Below are 16132 nucleotides of genomic sequence, written 5' to 3' on the forward strand. Positions count from 1 at the left end.
GCTACCTTCTGATCCGGGACCTTACGAGGATCAGCCCGCAGGGGGAAAGCATGACGCATCAGCAGACGGCGGGTCAGCGGATGCCGGGTCAGCAGATGGCCGGGCGCCACGCGGTCATCACCGGCGCCGGCGCCGGGATCGGGCGTGAGGCGGCGCTGCTCTTCGCCCGGGAAGGGGCGGCGGTGGCAGCCGCCGATCTGAATCTCGCGGCGGCCGAGGCGACGGCGGAGGCGATCACGGCGGCCGGAGGCAAGTCCCTGGCGCTGGAGGTGGACGTTGCCAAGGGCGAGTCCGTTTCGGAAATGATCGCGGCAGCTGAGGCCGGGCTCGGGCGCGTCGACACGCTGTTCAACAACGCCGGGATCATGCTGTCGGAGGACCGCGGACCGGAGGACACCGACCTCGCCATCTGGGACCGCACCATCGCCATCAACCTGACCGGCGTCTTCCACGGCTGCCGCTTCGGCATTCCGGCCCTGCGGCGCGCCGGCGGCGGGGCCATACTCAACATGGCCTCGCTGGTTGCGGTCATGGGCTCGGCGGTCCCCCAGCTTGCCTACACCGCCTCCAAGGGCGGGGTGATGGCGATGACGCGGGAGATCGCCGTGCAGTACGGCCGCCAGGGCATTCGCGCCAATGCGCTGCTGCCGGGGCCGATCGGCACGCCGCTGACGGCGGAACTCTTTGACACGCCACAGAAGCTGGAGCGGCGGCGGGTGCACATGCCGCTCGGCCGTTTCGGCGAGGCGGCGGAGGTGGCCTCGGTGGCCTGTTTCCTCTGCTCCGAGGCGGCGAGCTATGTGACCGGCGCCGGCTGGCTGGTGGACGGGGGTATCTCCGCCGCCTACGTGACGCCAGAGGACGGGGTATCTGGGGACGACGTATCTGAGGGCGGCGCATGACGGCGGCCAAGCGGGTCACGCTGGGCATCGATCTCGGCGCCGGCAGCCTGAAGGCGACCCTGGTCGACGAGACCGGCACCACATTGGCCGAGGCCGCCGACCCGATCGTCACCAACAGCCCGCAGCCCGGCTGGTCCGAGCAGGATCCGGCAGACTGGTGGGCGGCGCTCTGCAGCGCCGTCCCCCGGGTGCTGGAGCAGGCGGCCATCGATGCCGGGCAGATTGCAGCCGTCGGCCTTTCCGGTGGTGCGCACATCGCCGTGCTCGAAGACGCCGCCGGTCAGGTGCTGCGGCCGGCCATCCTCTGGAACGATCAGCGCAGCGCCGAAGAGGCCGCCGAACTGCACGCCCGTGCGGGCGACCTGATCATCGAAAAGGGGCTCAACCGCGCCAACCCGACCTGGACCCTCTGCCAGCTCGCCTGGCTGCAGAAGCACGAGCCGGAGGTCATCGCCCGCACGGCGCGTCTCTACATCTCAAAGGACTGGCTGCGCAGCCGGCTGACCGGGGACTGGACCTCCGACTACTCCGATGCCCTGGGCGCCCTGATGTCCGATGTCGGAAGCCGCGGCTGGTCTGAAGAGATCTGCGGCCTCATCGGCTGGCCCGTGGAAAGCCTGCCGCCGCTGCGCCAACCCTGGGAGGTCGCGGGCACGGTCCAGGCCGAAGCCGCCGCGGCGACAGGCCTGAAGCCCGGAACGCCCGTTGTGGTGGGCTCCAACGACACCACGGTGGAGCTTTACGGCGCCGGGGCCATCGCGCCGGGGCAGGGGGCGATCAAGCTGGCGACGGCGGGGGTCGTGTTCCTGACGACGGCAAACCCCGAAGTCCACCCGCCGGTCTCCTGCTATCCCCACATCATGCCGGAGCGCTGGTACATGGCCTCCGGCATCAATGCCTGCGCCACGGCGCACCGCTGGGTTCGCGACACCTTCTTTTCCGAGCTGCCGAAAGAGGACGCCTTTGCGGAGATGGATCGCATGGCCGCCGGGGTCGCGCCGGGCAGCGACGGCCTGATCTTCCACCCCTACCTGATGGGCGAGCGCGCGCCCCATTGGGACCCGAAGCTGCGCGGTGACTTCATCGGCCTGACCCTTGGGCATGGCCGGGCCCACTTTGCCCGCGCCTGCTACGAGGGGATCGCCTTTGCCCTGAACGACGTGCTGCTGGCGGCCAAGGCGCTCTCGGGCGCGACCTTCGCAGACATGCGGCTGCTGGGCGGCGGCGCGCGCAGCGCCAACTGGCGCCAGATCATCGCCGACGTGACCGGCCTGACGGTAAAGGTGCCGGATAACGGCGATGCCTCTTTCGGCGCCGCGCTGGTGGCTGCTGTCGGCGCCGGCATCTTCGCCACGCCCGAAGAAGCAGTGGCGGCCTGCGTGCGGATCGCGGAGGAGAACGTCCCGGACCCCGGACGCCATGCGGTCTACAGCCGGCTCTTCACGCTCTACGACGAGGCCCGCCAGGGGCTGACCCCGGTCAGCCACCGGCTGCATGACGGGGACTAGGCGCGTTTTCCGACCATGCCTGCCGCGCTTCACTCGTTCTCCAGTTCGATGGACGATTCCGGGGCGGCGGGCTGTGGCGGGGCGGCCTGATGAGCGAGGCCCAGGTGATGCAGGGTACGCCAGAGATGGTAGGCGACGCGGTGCAGCCAGCGCACGCTGTCGAGGCGTCGCAGCGTGGTCCTGGCACCGATCTGCTGGGCGGCAGCCGCTTCGACCATGCGCTCGCGGTAGCGCGACCGCTGTTCTCGCAGCAGTCTGCGCAGCCGGTTGAAGCGTTCCTCCGAGACGCCGGGGTCGTCGTCCTGGCCGATGGCCATGGTGGCGCCGCGCAACAGCGATGCCAGGCGCCGCAGGCGCGGCTCGGTCTGCAGGATTTCGATGCGGGCCCGCTGGTCGCAGCGCTGGGCAAGCCGGATCAGATGGTCGAGCGCATGCATGGTGGCGAGGTGACGCCGGTGTGCGGCCTGATTGCTGGGCTCGGTGCGGATCTTTTCGACAAAATCGCGGGTCGCGGCCAGGGCCTCATCGACCGCGGCGAGTCGGTCTTCGCCGGCCTGTCGCGCAGTCCCGGGTTCAAGCTGCTTGGTGAGTATAATGGTCAGTCCCGCGGCGATATCGCGGATTGTGGCCACCGCCGCGTCGACGGCAGCGGAGGGATCGCGCAGAAGCCCGCTGTCGAGGCGGCGCAGCAGCGGCGGGCCGCGCTCGGGGACCAGCCGGGCGATGAGGCGCCCGAAGGGGCGCGCGAAAGGCGTCACCAGCGCAACGCCGAGGCAGTTGAAGGTCGTGTGGAAGGCGACAAGGGCAAGTTGCGCATTGCCTGTACTTCCCGCGAGGAGCCAAGGGGCAACGGCGACGGCGAAGGGGCCGAGCAGGAAGAAGGCAATGGTGGCGGCCAGGCTATTGTAGACGAGATGGGCATAGCCGGTCTGCCGCATGGCGGTGGACCCGCCGACGGTCGCCAGCACTGCAGTGAAGGTCGTGCCGACGTCCATACCGATCACCAGCGCTGCCGCCTGGGGAAAGGAGATCGCACCGGTGCCGAGTGCCACCAGTGCGGCGGCAACGCCGGCGCTGGAGGATTGGGTGACCAGGGTGATCGCGATGCCGATCAACACCATCTGCAGGCGACCCAGGAGTGTGTCATCGGGAAAGTCCGCCGGCGTCACGACGCCCTGGAAAGGGACCATGCCCTGCTGCATCGCCTCGATGCCGACGAACAGCAGAGAGAAACCCGCCAGGGCCCAGCCGATGTGGCGCCAGGGCGCCCTCGCGAAGAGCCTGAGCAGCACCCCGAGCAGCACCAGCGGCAGCACCACCGTGCCGAGGTTGAGCTTGAAGCCAAGGATGGCGACGATCCAGCCGGTGACGGTGGTGCCGACATTGGCGCCGAGAACGATGCCCAGCCCCTGCGGAAAGGTCAGCAGACCGGCGCCGACGAAACCGACGGCGGTGACCGTTGTGGCGCTGGAGGACTGGATGACGGCGGTGGTCAACGCCCCGGCGGCGACACCGCGCAGGGGCGTTCGGGTGAAGCGCGCCAGCAGGCCGCGCAGGGCATCGCCGGCCAGATGCCGAAGCCCCTCGGTCAGGACCACCATGCCGAGGAGAAAGAGCCCGACGCCGCCGATGGCGAGCAGAATGTCTGCCGTCATGCTGTCCATCGTCTGGTCCATTATGCGGGCAAGGCCTGCATGCACAATCAAACTCGGGCTGCCGCCGGGCTCGCGCCTGCGTCTGGCGGCCGAAAGCCTCGACCTGGGCCTCGACCTGGGGCCGCGTCAGGCTCTATGCTCGCAGTCCCAACCGATTCCCCCTGCCGGAGGGTCTTCTCCGGTGTTTCCAGTCATCTCCGGAGGTCCGGCCATGCCAGGCAATCTTACACTCGCGCAACTTAAGGAAGCGGTCGTTCAGGGCGCGATCGACACAGTCCTTGTCTGCATGGTGGACATGCAGGGGCGCCTGGTCGGCAAGCGCTTCCACGCGCAGTTCTTCCTGGAGTCTGCGCAGGGCGAAACCCACGCCTGCAACTACCTGCTGGCCAACGATCTGGATATGGAGCCTGTGCCCGGCTACGAAGCGGCCAACTGGGCCCAGGGTTACGGCGACTTCGTGCTGAAGCCCGACCTCTCGACGCTGCGGGTCACGCCCTGGCTGGAAGGCACCGCGCTGGTGCTCTGCGATGTCCAGGATCATCACCACCACGACGACATCCCCCATTCGCCGCGGGCCCTCCTGAAAGCGATGGAGGCGCGCCTCGCCGCCAAGGGTTACACGGCCTTCCTGGCGTCCGAACTGGAATTCTACCTCTTCGACGAAAGCTACGAGAGCGCACACCAGAAGCACTACAACGACCTGAAGACCGCCGGCTATTACATCGAGGACTATCACATCTTCCAGACCTCCAAGGAGGAGGAGGTGATGCGGGCCATCCGCAACGGCCTGCAGGGCGCGGGCATTCCCGTGGAGAACTCCAAGGGCGAGTGGGGGCCGGGCCAGGAGGAGATCAATGTGCGCTACACGAGCGCGCTGGAGATGGCCGACCGCCACGCGATCCTGAAGAACGGGATCAAGGAGATCGCCTACGCCAAGGGCAAGGCCGTCACTTTCATGGCCAAGTGGGACTATGAACTGGCCGGGAACTCCTGTCACATCCACGCCTCGCTCTGGGACAAGGCGGGCAAGAAGCCGTTGTTCCGCGATCCGAAGGGCGAGCTCGGCATGTCCAAGCTGATGCGCCAGTTCCTGGCCGGGCAATTGAAGTACGCCGACGACATCACCTATTTCCTGGCGCCCTACATCAACTCCTACAAGCGCTTCCAGGTCGGCACCTTCGCGCCCACCAAGGCGGTCTGGAGCCGCGACAACCGCACCGCCGGCTTCCGCCTCTGCGGCGAGGACACCAAGGCCGTGCGAATCGAGTGCCGCGTCGGCGGGGCGGACCTCAACCCCTATCTGGCCTTCGCCGCCCTGCTGGCTGCCGGCCTGGCGGGAATCGAGGAAAAGCTCGATCTGGAGGACGCTTTCGTCGGCGACGCCTACTACGGCAAGCGTCTGCGCGAGGTGCCCAAGACCCTGCGCGCGGCGACGCGGGCCCTCGCCAAATCCAAGATGCTGCGCGCGGCCTTCGGCGATGCGGTGATCGACCACTATGTCCACACGGCGGAGTGGGAGCAGCTCGAGTACGACCGCCGGGTAACGGACTGGGAACGCCGCCGCGGCTTCGAACGCGCCTAGATTCCCGCGGCGATTTCCGGGGCTTTCCACGACCTTAGAAGGCAAAGCCTCATCATTTGAGTTGCGCCCATCAGGGCGCCGTGCCATGGTTTGCGCCTCAGGGAGGAAGTGATCCCGTGGCGCGGATAACAATCCAAGACGTGGCCCGGGAGGCGGGCGTCAGCGTCGCGACCGTCGACCGTGTTCTCAACCGCAGAAGCGGCGTCCGATCCGAAACCGTAAAGCGGGTTGAGGCGGCCGCCGACAAGCTCGCCTACCAGCCCGACCGGCTGGCGGCGCGGCTGGCGCGGGCGCGCGACTACCGCTTCTGCTTCATCCTGCCGACCGGCACCAACACCTTCATGCAGACCCTCCAGGGCGAGGTGGAGCGGACGGCCGAGCGCTTGACGGCCGAGCGGGTGCGGATCGCCGTGCGCATGGTCGACGTCTTCGACGGCCTGGCCCTGGCGGAGGAACTGGAGGCGCTCGGCGACGACTTCGACGGCGTCGCCGTCGTGGCCCTGGACCATCCCGCGGTGCGCGAGGCGATCAACGGCCTTTCGGATGCGGGCGTCAAGGTGGTCACCCTGGTTTCCGACGCGCCGGGCGCCAAGCGGGTGCACTACGTCGGCATCGACAACACCGCAGCCGGCCGCACAGCGGCCATGCTGCTGGGCCGCTTCGTCGGTCCGCGGCAGGGCAAGGTCGGCCTGATCGCCGGATCGCTTGCCTTGCGCGACCACGTGGAGCGCCAGTTCGGCTTCGAACAGATCATGGCCCGCGAGTTTCCGGATCTTGAGGTGCTCCCGGTGCGTGAAGGTCGCGACGACTTCGAGAAGGTGGAAGCCGTGACCACTGCGCTGCTGGAAGAGACCCCCGATCTGGTGGGCATCTACAACGTGGGCGCCGGCAACCGGGGGATCGTCGCGGCTCTGGAGGCGACCGGTCGCCTGGGGGAGGTGGTCTTCATCGCCCACGACCTGACGCCTTTCACCCGCAAGCAGCTCGTGCGCGGCGCCATCGATGCCGTGGTCAATCAGGACCCGGGGCACGAAGCGCGGAGCGCCGCGCGGGTGCTGCTGTCGGCCTGCGAAGGAACGCCCATCGTGGCCGATCAGGAGCGTATCCGCATCGATGTGTTCCTGCGCGACAACATTCCATAAGGCCGGACCACCCCGCCTCCGATCCCGGACCAGCGGAGCGGAACACCGGCGCAAAAAGAGGAGATGCCTGATGAAGACGATCAAGGGCCCGGCGATCTTTCTGGCCCAGTTCGCCGGTGACGAGGCCCCCTTCAATTCCCTGGAGTCTATTGCCGGCTGGGCCTCGGCGCTCGGCTACAAGGGCGTGCAGATGCCGAGCTGGGACGGGCGCCTCTTCGATCTCAAGAAGGCCTCCGAAAGCAAGGACTACTGCGACGAGGTGAAGGGCGTTCTCGCCAGTCACGGCCTGGAGCTGACGGAGCTTTCCACGCATCTTCAGGGCCAGCTGGTGGCGGTGCATCCGGCCTATGACGATGCTTTCGACGGTTTCGCCGCACCTGAGGTGCGCGGCAATCCCCAAGCGCGCCAGGAATGGGCCGTCGACCAGCTCATGCGCGCCGCCAAGGCCTCCGCCAACCTGGGGCTGACCGCCCATGTCACCTTCTCCGGGGCGCTGGCCTGGCCCTACATCTATCCCTGGCCGCAGCGTCCGCCCGGGCTTGTCGAGACCGCCTTCGACGAGCTGGCCAAACGCTGGCGGCCGATCATGGATGCCTTCGATGCCGCCGGCTGCGACCTCTGCTACGAGATTCACCCGGGCGAGGACCTGCACGACGGCATCACTTTCGAGATGTTCCTGGAGCGGCTCGGCAACCACCCGCGATGCAACATGCTCTACGACCCCAGCCACTACGTGCTGCAGGCGCTGGATTACCTGGAGCACATCGACATCTACCACGACCGCATCAAGATCTTTCACGTGAAGGATGCGGAGCTGAACCCGACCGGGCGCCAGGGCGTCTATGGTGGTTACCAGTCCTGGGTGAACCGGGCCGGGCGCTTCCGCTCCCTCGGCGACGGCCAGGTCGATTTCGTCGGCATCTTCTCCAAGCTGACGGGCTACGGCTACGACGGCTGGGCGGTGCTGGAGTGGGAGTGCTGCCTGAAGCATCCGGAGGACGGTGCGCGCGAGGGCGCCACCTTCATCCGCGATCACATCATCCGCGTCACCGAGAAGGCTTTCGACGACTTCGCCGACGCCGGCAGCGACGACGACGCCAACCGGCGCATGCTCGGCATCGCGTAAGGGGGAGAGAACATGGCAATCGAAGGGCGCGGCGATGCGCGCAGCGGCGGGCGGATCCGCCTGGGCATGGTCGGCGGCGGGCAGGGGGCCTTCATCGGCGCCGTGCATCGCCTCTGCGCGCGGATGGACGATCACTACGATCTGGTGGCCGGGGCGCTCTCCTCGCAGAAGAAGCGTGCCGTTGCTTCGGCACTGGAGCTGGGCATCGCCAGCGACCGCGCCTACGGGTCCTATGAGGAGATGGCGGTCAAGGAGTCCAAGCGGCCGGACGGTGTCGAGGCGGTGGCCATCGTCACGCCCAACCACATGCATGCGCCGGTGGCTAAGGCCTTCCTGAAGGCCGGCATCCACGTGATCTGCGATAAGCCGCTGACCACCACGGTGAAGCAGGCCAAGGACCTCGTGGCGTTGACGAAGAAGAGCAAGCGTATCTTCGCCGTCACCTACAACTACTCGGGCTATCCCATGATCCGCCAGGCCCGCGCCATGGTGGCGGCAGGGGAGCTGGGAACCCTCCGGGTGGTGCAGGCTGAGTACCCGCAGGACTGGCTGACCGAACGCCTGGAGGCCGAGGGTCACAAGCAGGCCAAGTGGCGCACCGACCCCAAGCAGTCGGGCGCCGGCGGCTGCATCGGCGACATCGGCACCCATGCCTATCACCTGGCCGGCTTTGTCTCCGGACTGAAGATCGACTCGCTCTGTGCCGATCTCTCCACCTTCGTGAAGGGCCGCAAGGTCGACGACAATGCCGCCATCCTGCTGCGCTACAAGGGCGGGGCCCGGGGCATGCTCTGGGCCAGCCAGGTGGCGCCGGGGAACGAGAACGCCCTCAGGCTGCGCGTCTACGGCGACAAGGGCGGGCTGGAGTGGAGCCAGGAAAGCCCCAACGAGCTTTGGCACGCGCCCTACGGCGCGCCACGCCGTCTGCTGACCCGCGCCGGCAACGGGGCCGATGCGGCGGCCGGACGGGTGACCCGCGTGCCGCCCGGCCATCCCGAGGGCTACCTGGAGGGCTTTGCCAATGTTTACAGCGAGGTCGCCGCGGCGCTCTATGCCGCGCGCAGCGGCGGCAAACCCGATCCGGAGGTCATCTTTCCGACCGTGGCCGACGGCCTGGAGGGTGTCGCCTTTGTCGAGGCGGCGGTGAAGTCCAGCGCGAAAGGCTCGGTCTGGGTGAAGCCTTGACTATGGTCGCGCTCATCCGGGCGCGCGCAGAAAGACCTTGCGATGTTTAGTGAAGTGGGATTTACTAAACCAAATTAATAAACAACGACCGGAGACGACAAGGTCTCCGGCAGGGAGGAGAAGAGCCACGCCAGCCTTCTCAGACGACAACAAAAACGACGGAATTCAGTGCGCCCGCGTGGTGCCTGAATGGCGCGGCGGCGGGTTTGCCGGACTGCGCGCCCCAAACCCTAGGGAGGAATAACGATGAAGAAGGTTCTTGCTTTGGCGACCGCGGTCTCAGCCGCCGCGCTTGCTTTTGCCGGGCCGGCGGATGAGGCAAAGGCGCAGTCTGGCGATTTGACGCTGTGCTGGGCGGCCTGGGATCCGGCGAATGCGCTTGTGGAGCTGTCCAAGGACTTCACCGCGCAATCGGGCATCGGCATGAAGTTCGAGTTCGTGCCCTGGCCCAACTTCGCCGACCGCATGCTCAACGAGTTGAACTCGGGCGGCAAGCTCTGCGACCTGCTGATCGGCGACAGCCAGTGGATCGGCGGCGGAGCGGAAAACGGCCACTACGTGAAGCTGAACGATTTCTTCGATGAAGCCGGCATTTCGATGGACGACTTCGCGCCGGCGACCGTCTATGCCTATTCCACCTGGCCCAAAGGCTCGCCCAACTACTACGCTCTGCCGGCCATGGGGGACGCCAATGCCTGGTTCTACCGGAAGGACTGGTTCTCCCGGCCCGACCTGCAGGCGGCTTTCAAGGAGAAGTACGGCCGCGATCTGGCGCCGCCCACCACCCAGATGGAACTGAAGGACCTTGCCGAGTTCTTCCAGGGCCGCGAGATCGACGGCCAGAAGCGCTACGGCGCGGCGATCTTCACCGAGCGTGGCTCGGAGGGCATCACCATGGGCGCCACCGGCGCGCTCTACGCCTGGGGCTTCAAGTACGAAAACACGCCCGGCAGCTACGACATGGAAGGTGCCGTCAATTCCGCCGACGCGGTTGCGGCGTTGGAGTTCTACAAGGACCTCTACGAGTGCTGCACGCCGCCGGGTTACACCGACAGCTACATGCAGGAGAGCCTCGACGCCTTCAAGTCCGGCCAGGTGGCCATGGCGATGAACTGGTTCGCGTTCTTCCCCGGCCTTCACAAGGACGAAAAGGTCGGCGGTGACAACATCGGCTTCTTCGTCAATCCGGGCCAGAAGATCGAGGCCTCGACCCTCGGCGGGCAGGGGATCTCCGTCGTCTCCTATTCCGACAAGAAGGAGCAGGCGCTGGAGTACATCAAGTGGTTCGCCCAGCCCGACGTCCAGAAGAAGTGGTGGTCGCTGGGCGGCTATTCCTGCCACGTGGCGGTGCTGAACGACCCGTCCTTCAAGCAGAGCCAGCCCTTTGCGGCGGACTTCCTGCTGGCGATGGACGGTGTCCAGGACTTCTGGCAGGAGCCGACCTATGCCGAGTTGCTGCTCGCGATGCAGAAGCGCCTGCATGACTACGTTGTTGCCGACCAGGGCACGGCCCAGGAAGCCCTCGACAAGCTGATCGAGGACTGGACCGAAACCTTCGAGGACGAAGGCAAGCTCTAGGCGTATCGATCGGGGAACTTCCGTCCTCGGCGCCCCCACGGCGCCGGGGACGGGGCTCCGGACCCTCTCATCCGGCCGGCATCTGGCCGGTACCTGGGCCCGCATTTGGAACGACGCTCCCATGGATGACAGCTCGACGGCTCAGCGCATTGCCAAGTCCGCCGCCGCGGCGACGCCGCCGGCAATGGCCCGGCAGATCCGCGGCCTTTCGGACCGCGCGATCGCCTGGCTGTTCGTCACCCCGACCATCATCCTGCTGCTGGCGATCAACATCTTTCCGCTGGTCTGGACGGTCTACCTCTCCTTCACCAACTACAGGGCCAACCGCCTCAATCGCGAGGTCGAGTGGATCGGGCTCAGGAACTATGAGCGGGTTCTGACAGACACCGACATCTGGCACACCCTGCAGGTCACCGCCCATTTCGTCGGCTGGACCATGTTCTTCCAGGTGATCATCGGCTTCGGGCTGGCCTGGCTCATCAACAAGCAGTTCCGCGGTCACTCTTTCTGGACCACACTGATCCTGCTGCCGATGATGCTGTCGCCGGCGGTGGTCGGGAACTTCTGGACGTTCCTCTATCAGCCGCAGATCGGCCTGTTCAATTACATCGTCGCCTTCTTCGCCGGGATCGAGCCCTCCTCGTTCCAGATGATCGGCGACGTGAACCTCGCACCCTGGGCCATTGTCATCGTCGATACCTGGATGTGGACCCCCTACGTGATGCTGATCTGCCTGGCGGGCCTGCGGTCGATTCCCGACTATATCTACGAGGCTGCGGAGGTGGACCGTGCCTCGAAGTGGCGCCAGTTCTGGTCGATCACCGTGCCCATGGTGCTGCCCTTCCTGATGCTGGCGGTGCTGTTCCGGGTGATCGAGAACTTCAAGATGTTCGACCTGGTGGTCGAACTGACCTCCGGTGGTCCCGGCTCGGTGACGGAACTCGCCTCCATCAATCTGAAGCGCGAGGCCTTCGAGAAGTGGCGCACCGGCTACTCTTCGGCTTTTGCGATCATCCTTTTCGTCACGGTCTTCGGCGTCGCCAACATCTACGTCAAGGCCCTCAACAAGGTGAAGCAGCGATGAGTGCCGCCAGCGCACATTCCGTCGTGGAGTCGAAGCCCTGGACGCGGCATCTGGCCGGCGGCGTGGTGATCCTCTACGCCCTGATCACCATCCTGCCGCTGGTCTGGATCCTGATGACCAGCTTCAAGACGCCGCCGGACTCGATTTCCTATCCGCCGAAGGTGATCTTCGAACCTTCGCTGGAAGGCTATGTGAACCTTTTCACCACGCGCACCCGGCAGACGCCCGAGTACATGGCCTCGCTGCCGCCGCCGGAGAACTGGGTGGAGCGGCTGGTGCGCGACCGCAACATGGTGATTGCCGGCCCTTCGAAGTTCGGCGAGCGGTTCCTGAACTCGGTCATCATCGGCTTCGGCTCCACGTTCCTCTCGGTCTTCCTCGGCACCCTGGCAGCCTATGCCTTCTCCCGCTTCAAGGTGCCGCTGAAGGATGACCTCATGTTCTTCATCCTCAGTACGCGGATGATGCCGCCCATTGCGGTGGCGATCCCGATCTTCCTGATGTACCGGACGCTCGGGCTCTCCGACACGCATCTGGGCATGATCCTGCTCTACACGGCTGTCAACGTGTCGCTGGCGGTCTGGCTGCTGAAGGGCTTCATCGACGAGATTCCGCGCGAGTATGAGGAAGCGGCCCTGATCGACGGCTACACGCGCCTGCAGGCCTTTATCAAGGTCGTACTGCCACAGGCGGCGACCGGCATTGCCGCCACGGCGATCTTCTGCCTCATCTTTGCCTGGAACGAGTATGCCTTTGCGCTGCTGCTGACCTCCGGCACCGCCCAGACGGCACCGCCCTTCATTCCGACGATCATCGGGGAGGGCGGGCTCGACTGGCCGGCGGTCGCGGCGGGCGCGACCCTCTTCCTCATTCCTATCGTCGTCTTCACCATCGTGCTCAGGAAACACCTGCTGCGCGGCATCACCTTCGGAGCGGTCAGGAAATGAGCGTGCATGAGAGAGACAAGGCGCGCGACAGCGAGAGCCAGAGCCTGCTCACCCGCTTCCTGCAGTTGCGCCGTGGGCCCTGGGAAAACCTGGCGACCGTCATCATCGCGGTCGGCACCTTCATGCTGATGCAGCCCTTCTACCTCGAGCTTTTCACCTATTCCTTCGTCACCATTCTGACCGGCACGGTGATGTTCATCATCGTCAGCCACTTCAAGGAGTAGCGAGAGCGCTATGGCCGAGATCCGGGTGGAAAGCCTGCGCAAGACCTTCGACGACTTCGTCGCGGTCGCCGACTCCTCCTTCACCATCGATGACGGAGACTTCTTCGTCATGCTGGGGCCCTCGGGCTGCGGCAAGACCACGACCCTGCGCATGATCGCCGGGCTCGAGCTGCCAACCTCCGGCGTCATCCGGCTGGACCGGGAGGACGTGACCTTCAACCGCGCCTCGGAGCGCGACATCGCCTTTGTGTTCCAGCTCTTTGCCCTCTATCCGCACATGAACGTGCGCCAGAACATCGCCTTTCCGTTGAAGTGCATCGGCCGGCCGCGCAGCGAGATCCGCGAGCGCGTGGAGGAGACCGCGCGGCTTCTGCGCATCGACCATCTGCTGAACAAGTCGGTCTCCGGCCTGGCCGGCGGCGACCGGCAGCGGGTGGCGCTGGGCCGGGCCATCGTGCGGCGGCCGAAGGCCTTCCTGATGGATGAGCCGCTCGGCACCCTGGATGCCGAGTTCCGCGACCTGATGTGCGAGGAACTGCGCTCCCTGCACGACCGCATTGACGCGACCACGGTCTATGTCACCCACGATCAGCTCGAGGCGATGTCCATGGCCGACAAGATCGCGGTCATGAACCTTGGCTATATCGAGCAGTTCGGTGCACCGCAGGAGATCTACGACCGCCCCGCCAGCATGTTCGTCGCAGACTTCATCGGATCGCCGCCGATGAACTTCCTGGCCTTCGGGGGTGCTCTGGAGAAAGGCGCGACGAGCGTAGCGGTAAACGGCGCGCAGGTGGCCGTGCCGGCGCTGCGCCAGGATCACGGGGAAGCGGAGTTCGCATTGGGCGTACGGCCGGAGCACATCCGCTTCGACGATTCTGCAGCCCTGCGCGGCAAGGTCTTCGAGACCGAATACCTCGGCACCAACCAGATCGTCACGCTGGAAACGGCCCACGGAACGGTCAAGGCGCGCCTGCGTGCCGATACCCGCGTCAGCGCCGGCGAGACGGTGGGGCTGACCTTTCTCACCGAGCGGCTGTCGCTCTTCGAGACCGAAAGCGGACGGGCACTGCGGACGGCGCTGCACGACGCTGCGCCCGGGGGAGTGGCCCATGGCTGAGGTCCAACTGCAGGGCGTCACCAAGCGCTTCGGAGATCTTGTCGCCATCGAAGGGATGGATCTGACCGTTGCCGACGGCGAATTCGTGGTGCTGTTGGGCCCGACCGGCGCCGGCAAGACCACGACCCTCCGGCTCGTGGCCGGCCTGGAGAAGGCGGACGAGGGCAGCATCCACATCGGCGGGCAGGACGTCACCGGGGCACCGCCGACTGTGCGCGACGTCAGCTTCGTCTTCCAACAGTACTCGCTCTATCCGCATCTGAGCGTCTACGACAATCTCGCCTTTCCGCTGCGCTCGCCGGCCCGCCGGGTGCCGGAGGAGCAGATCCGCCGGCGGGTCACGGAAATCGCCGAGATGCTCCGGATTCCCGACAAGCTCGCCAACAAGGCGACCCAGCTTTCCGGCGGCGAGATGCAGCGTGTCGCCATCGGCCGGGCCCTGGTGCGCGCACCGCAGATCTACCTGATGGACGAGCCCCTGTCCTCGCTGGACGCCAAGCTGCGCGCCGACATGCGCGTCGAGCTCAAGCGCATCCAGAAGGAACTGGGCGCGACCCTGCTCTATGTGACCCACGACCAGATCGAGGCCATGACCATGGCCAACCGCATCGGCGTTATCGATCACGGGCGGCTTATCCAGGTCGGCGCGCCGAGGACGATTTACGAAGACCCGGACAACGTTTATGTCGCGACGCGTCTGGGACAACCGGCGATCAATCTGATTCCGCGCGATCTGCTCCCGGCCGGCAGCCTGCCGGCGACGGCGGCTACCATCGGCGCGCGCACGGAGCACATCCGCATTCGCAAGGCCGACAACGGCAACGCCCAGGGCCGGGTGCAGTGGATCGAGCACCTGGGGGACCAGAACCACCTGCACGTCACGGTGGGCGAACGCAAGATCACCACCCTGGTGGAACCGGACTCGCCGCTGGAGGTGGATGACCAGGTGACCCTGGAACTGGTCAACCCGCTTTGCTTTGACAGCGCCGGCGCGCGTGTGAGGGCATGAGAGTGAGGACAACATGCTAGAGGATGCCGAAAGCCGGCGCCGCCTGATCGAGACAGTGGCGCAGGCGGTGATTGACCACGCCGACGAGCTGACCGCGCTCGATCAGGCCATCGGGGACGGCGACCACGGCGTCAACATGAAGCGCGGCGCCGAGGCGGTGCTGGCCGATCTCGACGACTTGGCGGCCAAGTCCCTGCCGGAGGCCCTGAAAGGCATCGGCATGGCGCTGGTGATGAAGGTGGGCGGTGCCTCGGGACCGCTCTACGGCACCTTTTTCATGACGCTGGGCAAGAGTCTGCCGGAGGCACCGGCCGCGGCCGATACCCTGGCAGCCTTCGAGGCGGCGCTGGAAGCGGTGATGGCCCGCGGCAAGTCGCACCCCGGTCAGAAGACCATGCTGGATGTGCTGGCTCCGGCCCTGGAGACGCTGAAAGCCGAACCCAAGGCATCGCCCGGGCTTTGCGCCGCCGTGGCCGACGCGGCGGAGGCCACCGTTCCCATGCGCGCCGAGCGCGGCCGGGCTTCTTTTCTGGGCGAGCGCTCGATCGGCCACATGGACCCCGGCGCACGGTCCTCGGCACTCATGATCGATACCGTCAGCAAGACCCTGGAGGCCGCGGCCAAATGAGCGAGGATAAGGTTGGAATCGTTATTGTCTCCCACTCGCCGGAGGTTGCCCGCGGCACGGCGGACATGGTGCGCCAGATGGTCGGCGATGAGGTGCCGCTGGCCTGGTGCGGGGGCGATCCCGACGGCGGCCTCGGCACCTCGGTCGAGACCATTCTGGGGGCGATCGACCAGGCCTGGACCAACGCCGGCGTTGCCATTCTGGTCGATCTGGGCGGTGCTGAAACCAACAGCGAAATGGCGGTGGAGATGCAGCCCGACGAGAGGCGCGCGCGCATTGCAATCTGCAACGCGCCGATTGTCGAAGGCGCGGTGATTGCGGCCACGGAAGCCTCCGGCGGTGCGCCGCTGGAGGTGGTCCGCCGCACGGCTGAGGAACTGTCGCCGGCCTGACTGCCGGCGCCGAGAATGACGATTTGATGACGACTTTATCAAGTACGGCG

The 16132-nt window shown here is 66.4% G+C and carries 15 protein-coding genes; 14 read left to right on the plus strand and 1 reads right to left on the minus strand.

The genetic code is table 11. The features are described from left to right. Positions 1–50 precede the first annotated feature (50 nt). On the plus strand, positions 51–902 hold the full coding sequence (locus ACO06P_RS24650; protein ID WP_420347867.1) for an SDR family oxidoreductase: 852 nt from the start codon (positions 51–53) through the stop codon (positions 900–902). Beyond that, the gene (gene xylB, locus ACO06P_RS24655) at positions 899–2410 is read left to right on the plus strand and encodes a xylulokinase (RefSeq protein WP_420347868.1); all 1512 of its coding nucleotides are present in this window, start codon (positions 899–901) and stop codon (positions 2408–2410) included. The genes ACO06P_RS24650 and xylB overlap by 4 nt, the downstream gene beginning before the upstream one ends. Positions 2411–2439: 29 nt before the next feature. On the opposite strand, the gene ACO06P_RS24660 is transcribed toward xylB, so the two are convergent. Further along, positions 2440–4065 carry a Na/Pi cotransporter family protein gene (locus ACO06P_RS24660; RefSeq protein WP_420347869.1) on the minus strand — a complete coding sequence of 542 codons (1626 nt, stop codon included), beginning with the start codon at positions 4063–4065 and terminating at the stop codon, positions 2440–2442. Between the two features lie 211 nt (positions 4066–4276). Here ACO06P_RS24660 and ACO06P_RS24665 point away from each other — a divergent pair, with 211 nt between their 5' ends. The 12 genes from ACO06P_RS24665 (at position 4277) to dhaM (ending at position 16082) form a co-directional block, all read left to right on the plus strand. Next, entirely contained in the window at positions 4277–5647 is a 1371-nt protein-coding gene (locus ACO06P_RS24665) for a glutamine synthetase family protein (RefSeq protein WP_420347870.1), read from the plus strand. A gap of 116 nt (positions 5648–5763) precedes the next feature. Further along, on the plus strand, positions 5764–6789 hold the full coding sequence (locus tag ACO06P_RS24670) for a LacI family DNA-binding transcriptional regulator (protein ID WP_420347871.1): 1026 nt from the start codon (positions 5764–5766) through the stop codon (positions 6787–6789). Between the two features lie 70 nt (positions 6790–6859). Next, a complete protein-coding gene (locus ACO06P_RS24675; RefSeq protein ID WP_420347872.1) occupies positions 6860–7915 on the plus strand; it encodes a sugar phosphate isomerase/epimerase family protein in 1056 nt (351 codons plus the stop codon). A gap of 12 nt (positions 7916–7927) precedes the next feature. Beyond that, positions 7928–9100 (plus strand): Gfo/Idh/MocA family protein, encoded by a 1173-nt coding sequence (locus tag ACO06P_RS24680; RefSeq protein WP_420347873.1) that lies wholly within the window; start codon positions 7928–7930, stop codon positions 9098–9100. A gap of 246 nt (positions 9101–9346) precedes the next feature. Then, positions 9347–10678, plus strand: a complete 1332-nt coding sequence (locus ACO06P_RS24685; protein WP_420347874.1) for an ABC transporter substrate-binding protein — start codon at positions 9347–9349, stop codon at positions 10676–10678. Positions 10679–10799: 121 nt separating this feature from the next. Then, positions 10800–11762: a carbohydrate ABC transporter permease gene (locus tag ACO06P_RS24690; RefSeq protein WP_420347875.1), complete on the plus strand. Its 963-nt coding sequence runs from the start codon at positions 10800–10802 to the stop codon at positions 11760–11762. Continuing rightward, positions 11759–12709, plus strand: coding sequence for a carbohydrate ABC transporter permease (locus ACO06P_RS24695; RefSeq protein WP_420347876.1), 951 nt, complete (start codon positions 11759–11761; stop codon positions 12707–12709). The genes ACO06P_RS24690 and ACO06P_RS24695 overlap by 4 nt, the downstream gene beginning before the upstream one ends. Further along, positions 12706–12933 carry a hypothetical protein gene (locus ACO06P_RS24700; protein ID WP_421938160.1) on the plus strand — a complete coding sequence of 76 codons (228 nt, stop codon included), beginning with the start codon at positions 12706–12708 and terminating at the stop codon, positions 12931–12933. The genes ACO06P_RS24695 and ACO06P_RS24700 overlap by 4 nt, the downstream gene beginning before the upstream one ends. 10 nt (positions 12934–12943) lie before the next feature. Next, positions 12944–14053 (plus strand): ABC transporter ATP-binding protein, encoded by a 1110-nt coding sequence (locus ACO06P_RS24705; protein WP_420347878.1) that lies wholly within the window; start codon positions 12944–12946, stop codon positions 14051–14053. Further along, positions 14046–15062: an ABC transporter ATP-binding protein gene (locus ACO06P_RS24710; RefSeq protein WP_420347879.1), complete on the plus strand. Its 1017-nt coding sequence runs from the start codon at positions 14046–14048 to the stop codon at positions 15060–15062. The genes ACO06P_RS24705 and ACO06P_RS24710 overlap by 8 nt, the downstream gene beginning before the upstream one ends. Before the next feature lie 13 nt (positions 15063–15075). Further along, entirely contained in the window at positions 15076–15690 is a 615-nt protein-coding gene (dhaL, locus tag ACO06P_RS24715; protein ID WP_420347880.1) for a dihydroxyacetone kinase subunit DhaL, read from the plus strand. Further along, entirely contained in the window at positions 15687–16082 is a 396-nt protein-coding gene (gene dhaM / locus ACO06P_RS24720) for a dihydroxyacetone kinase phosphoryl donor subunit DhaM (protein WP_420347881.1), read from the plus strand. The genes dhaL and dhaM overlap by 4 nt, the downstream gene beginning before the upstream one ends. The last annotated feature ends 50 nt before the right edge of the window (positions 16083–16132 follow it).

Source organism: Pelagibius sp. (assembly GCF_965227505.1).
Classification (GTDB): domain Bacteria; phylum Pseudomonadota; class Alphaproteobacteria; order Kiloniellales; family Kiloniellaceae; genus Pelagibius.

Excerpts from the sequence above, each read along its gene's own strand:
- dhaL (WP_420347880.1), top strand. The coding sequence starts at position 15,076 with ATGCTAGAGGATGCCGAAAGCCGGCGCCGCCTGATCGAGACAGTGGCG.
- ACO06P_RS24690 (WP_420347875.1), top strand. The coding sequence starts at position 10,800 with ATGGATGACAGCTCGACGGCTCAGCGCATTGCCAAGTCCGCCGCCGCG.
- ACO06P_RS24665 (WP_420347870.1), top strand. The coding sequence starts at position 4,277 with ATGCCAGGCAATCTTACACTCGCGCAACTTAAGGAAGCGGTCGTTCAG.
- ACO06P_RS24710 (WP_420347879.1), top strand. The coding sequence starts at position 14,046 with ATGGCTGAGGTCCAACTGCAGGGCGTCACCAAGCGCTTCGGAGATCTT.
- ACO06P_RS24680 (WP_420347873.1), top strand. The coding sequence starts at position 7,928 with ATGGCAATCGAAGGGCGCGGCGATGCGCGCAGCGGCGGGCGGATCCGC.
- xylB (WP_420347868.1), top strand. The coding sequence starts at position 899 with ATGACGGCGGCCAAGCGGGTCACGCTGGGCATCGATCTCGGCGCCGGC.
- ACO06P_RS24705 (WP_420347878.1), top strand. The coding sequence starts at position 12,944 with ATGGCCGAGATCCGGGTGGAAAGCCTGCGCAAGACCTTCGACGACTTC.
- ACO06P_RS24660 (WP_420347869.1), bottom strand. The coding sequence starts at position 4,065 with ATGACGGCAGACATTCTGCTCGCCATCGGCGGCGTCGGGCTCTTTCTC.
- dhaM (WP_420347881.1), top strand. The coding sequence starts at position 15,687 with ATGAGCGAGGATAAGGTTGGAATCGTTATTGTCTCCCACTCGCCGGAG.
- ACO06P_RS24650 (WP_420347867.1), top strand. The coding sequence starts at position 51 with ATGACGCATCAGCAGACGGCGGGTCAGCGGATGCCGGGTCAGCAGATG.
- ACO06P_RS24675 (WP_420347872.1), top strand. The coding sequence starts at position 6,860 with ATGAAGACGATCAAGGGCCCGGCGATCTTTCTGGCCCAGTTCGCCGGT.
- ACO06P_RS24685 (WP_420347874.1), top strand. The coding sequence starts at position 9,347 with ATGAAGAAGGTTCTTGCTTTGGCGACCGCGGTCTCAGCCGCCGCGCTT.
- ACO06P_RS24700 (WP_421938160.1), top strand. The coding sequence starts at position 12,706 with ATGAGCGTGCATGAGAGAGACAAGGCGCGCGACAGCGAGAGCCAGAGC.
- ACO06P_RS24695 (WP_420347876.1), top strand. The coding sequence starts at position 11,759 with ATGAGTGCCGCCAGCGCACATTCCGTCGTGGAGTCGAAGCCCTGGACG.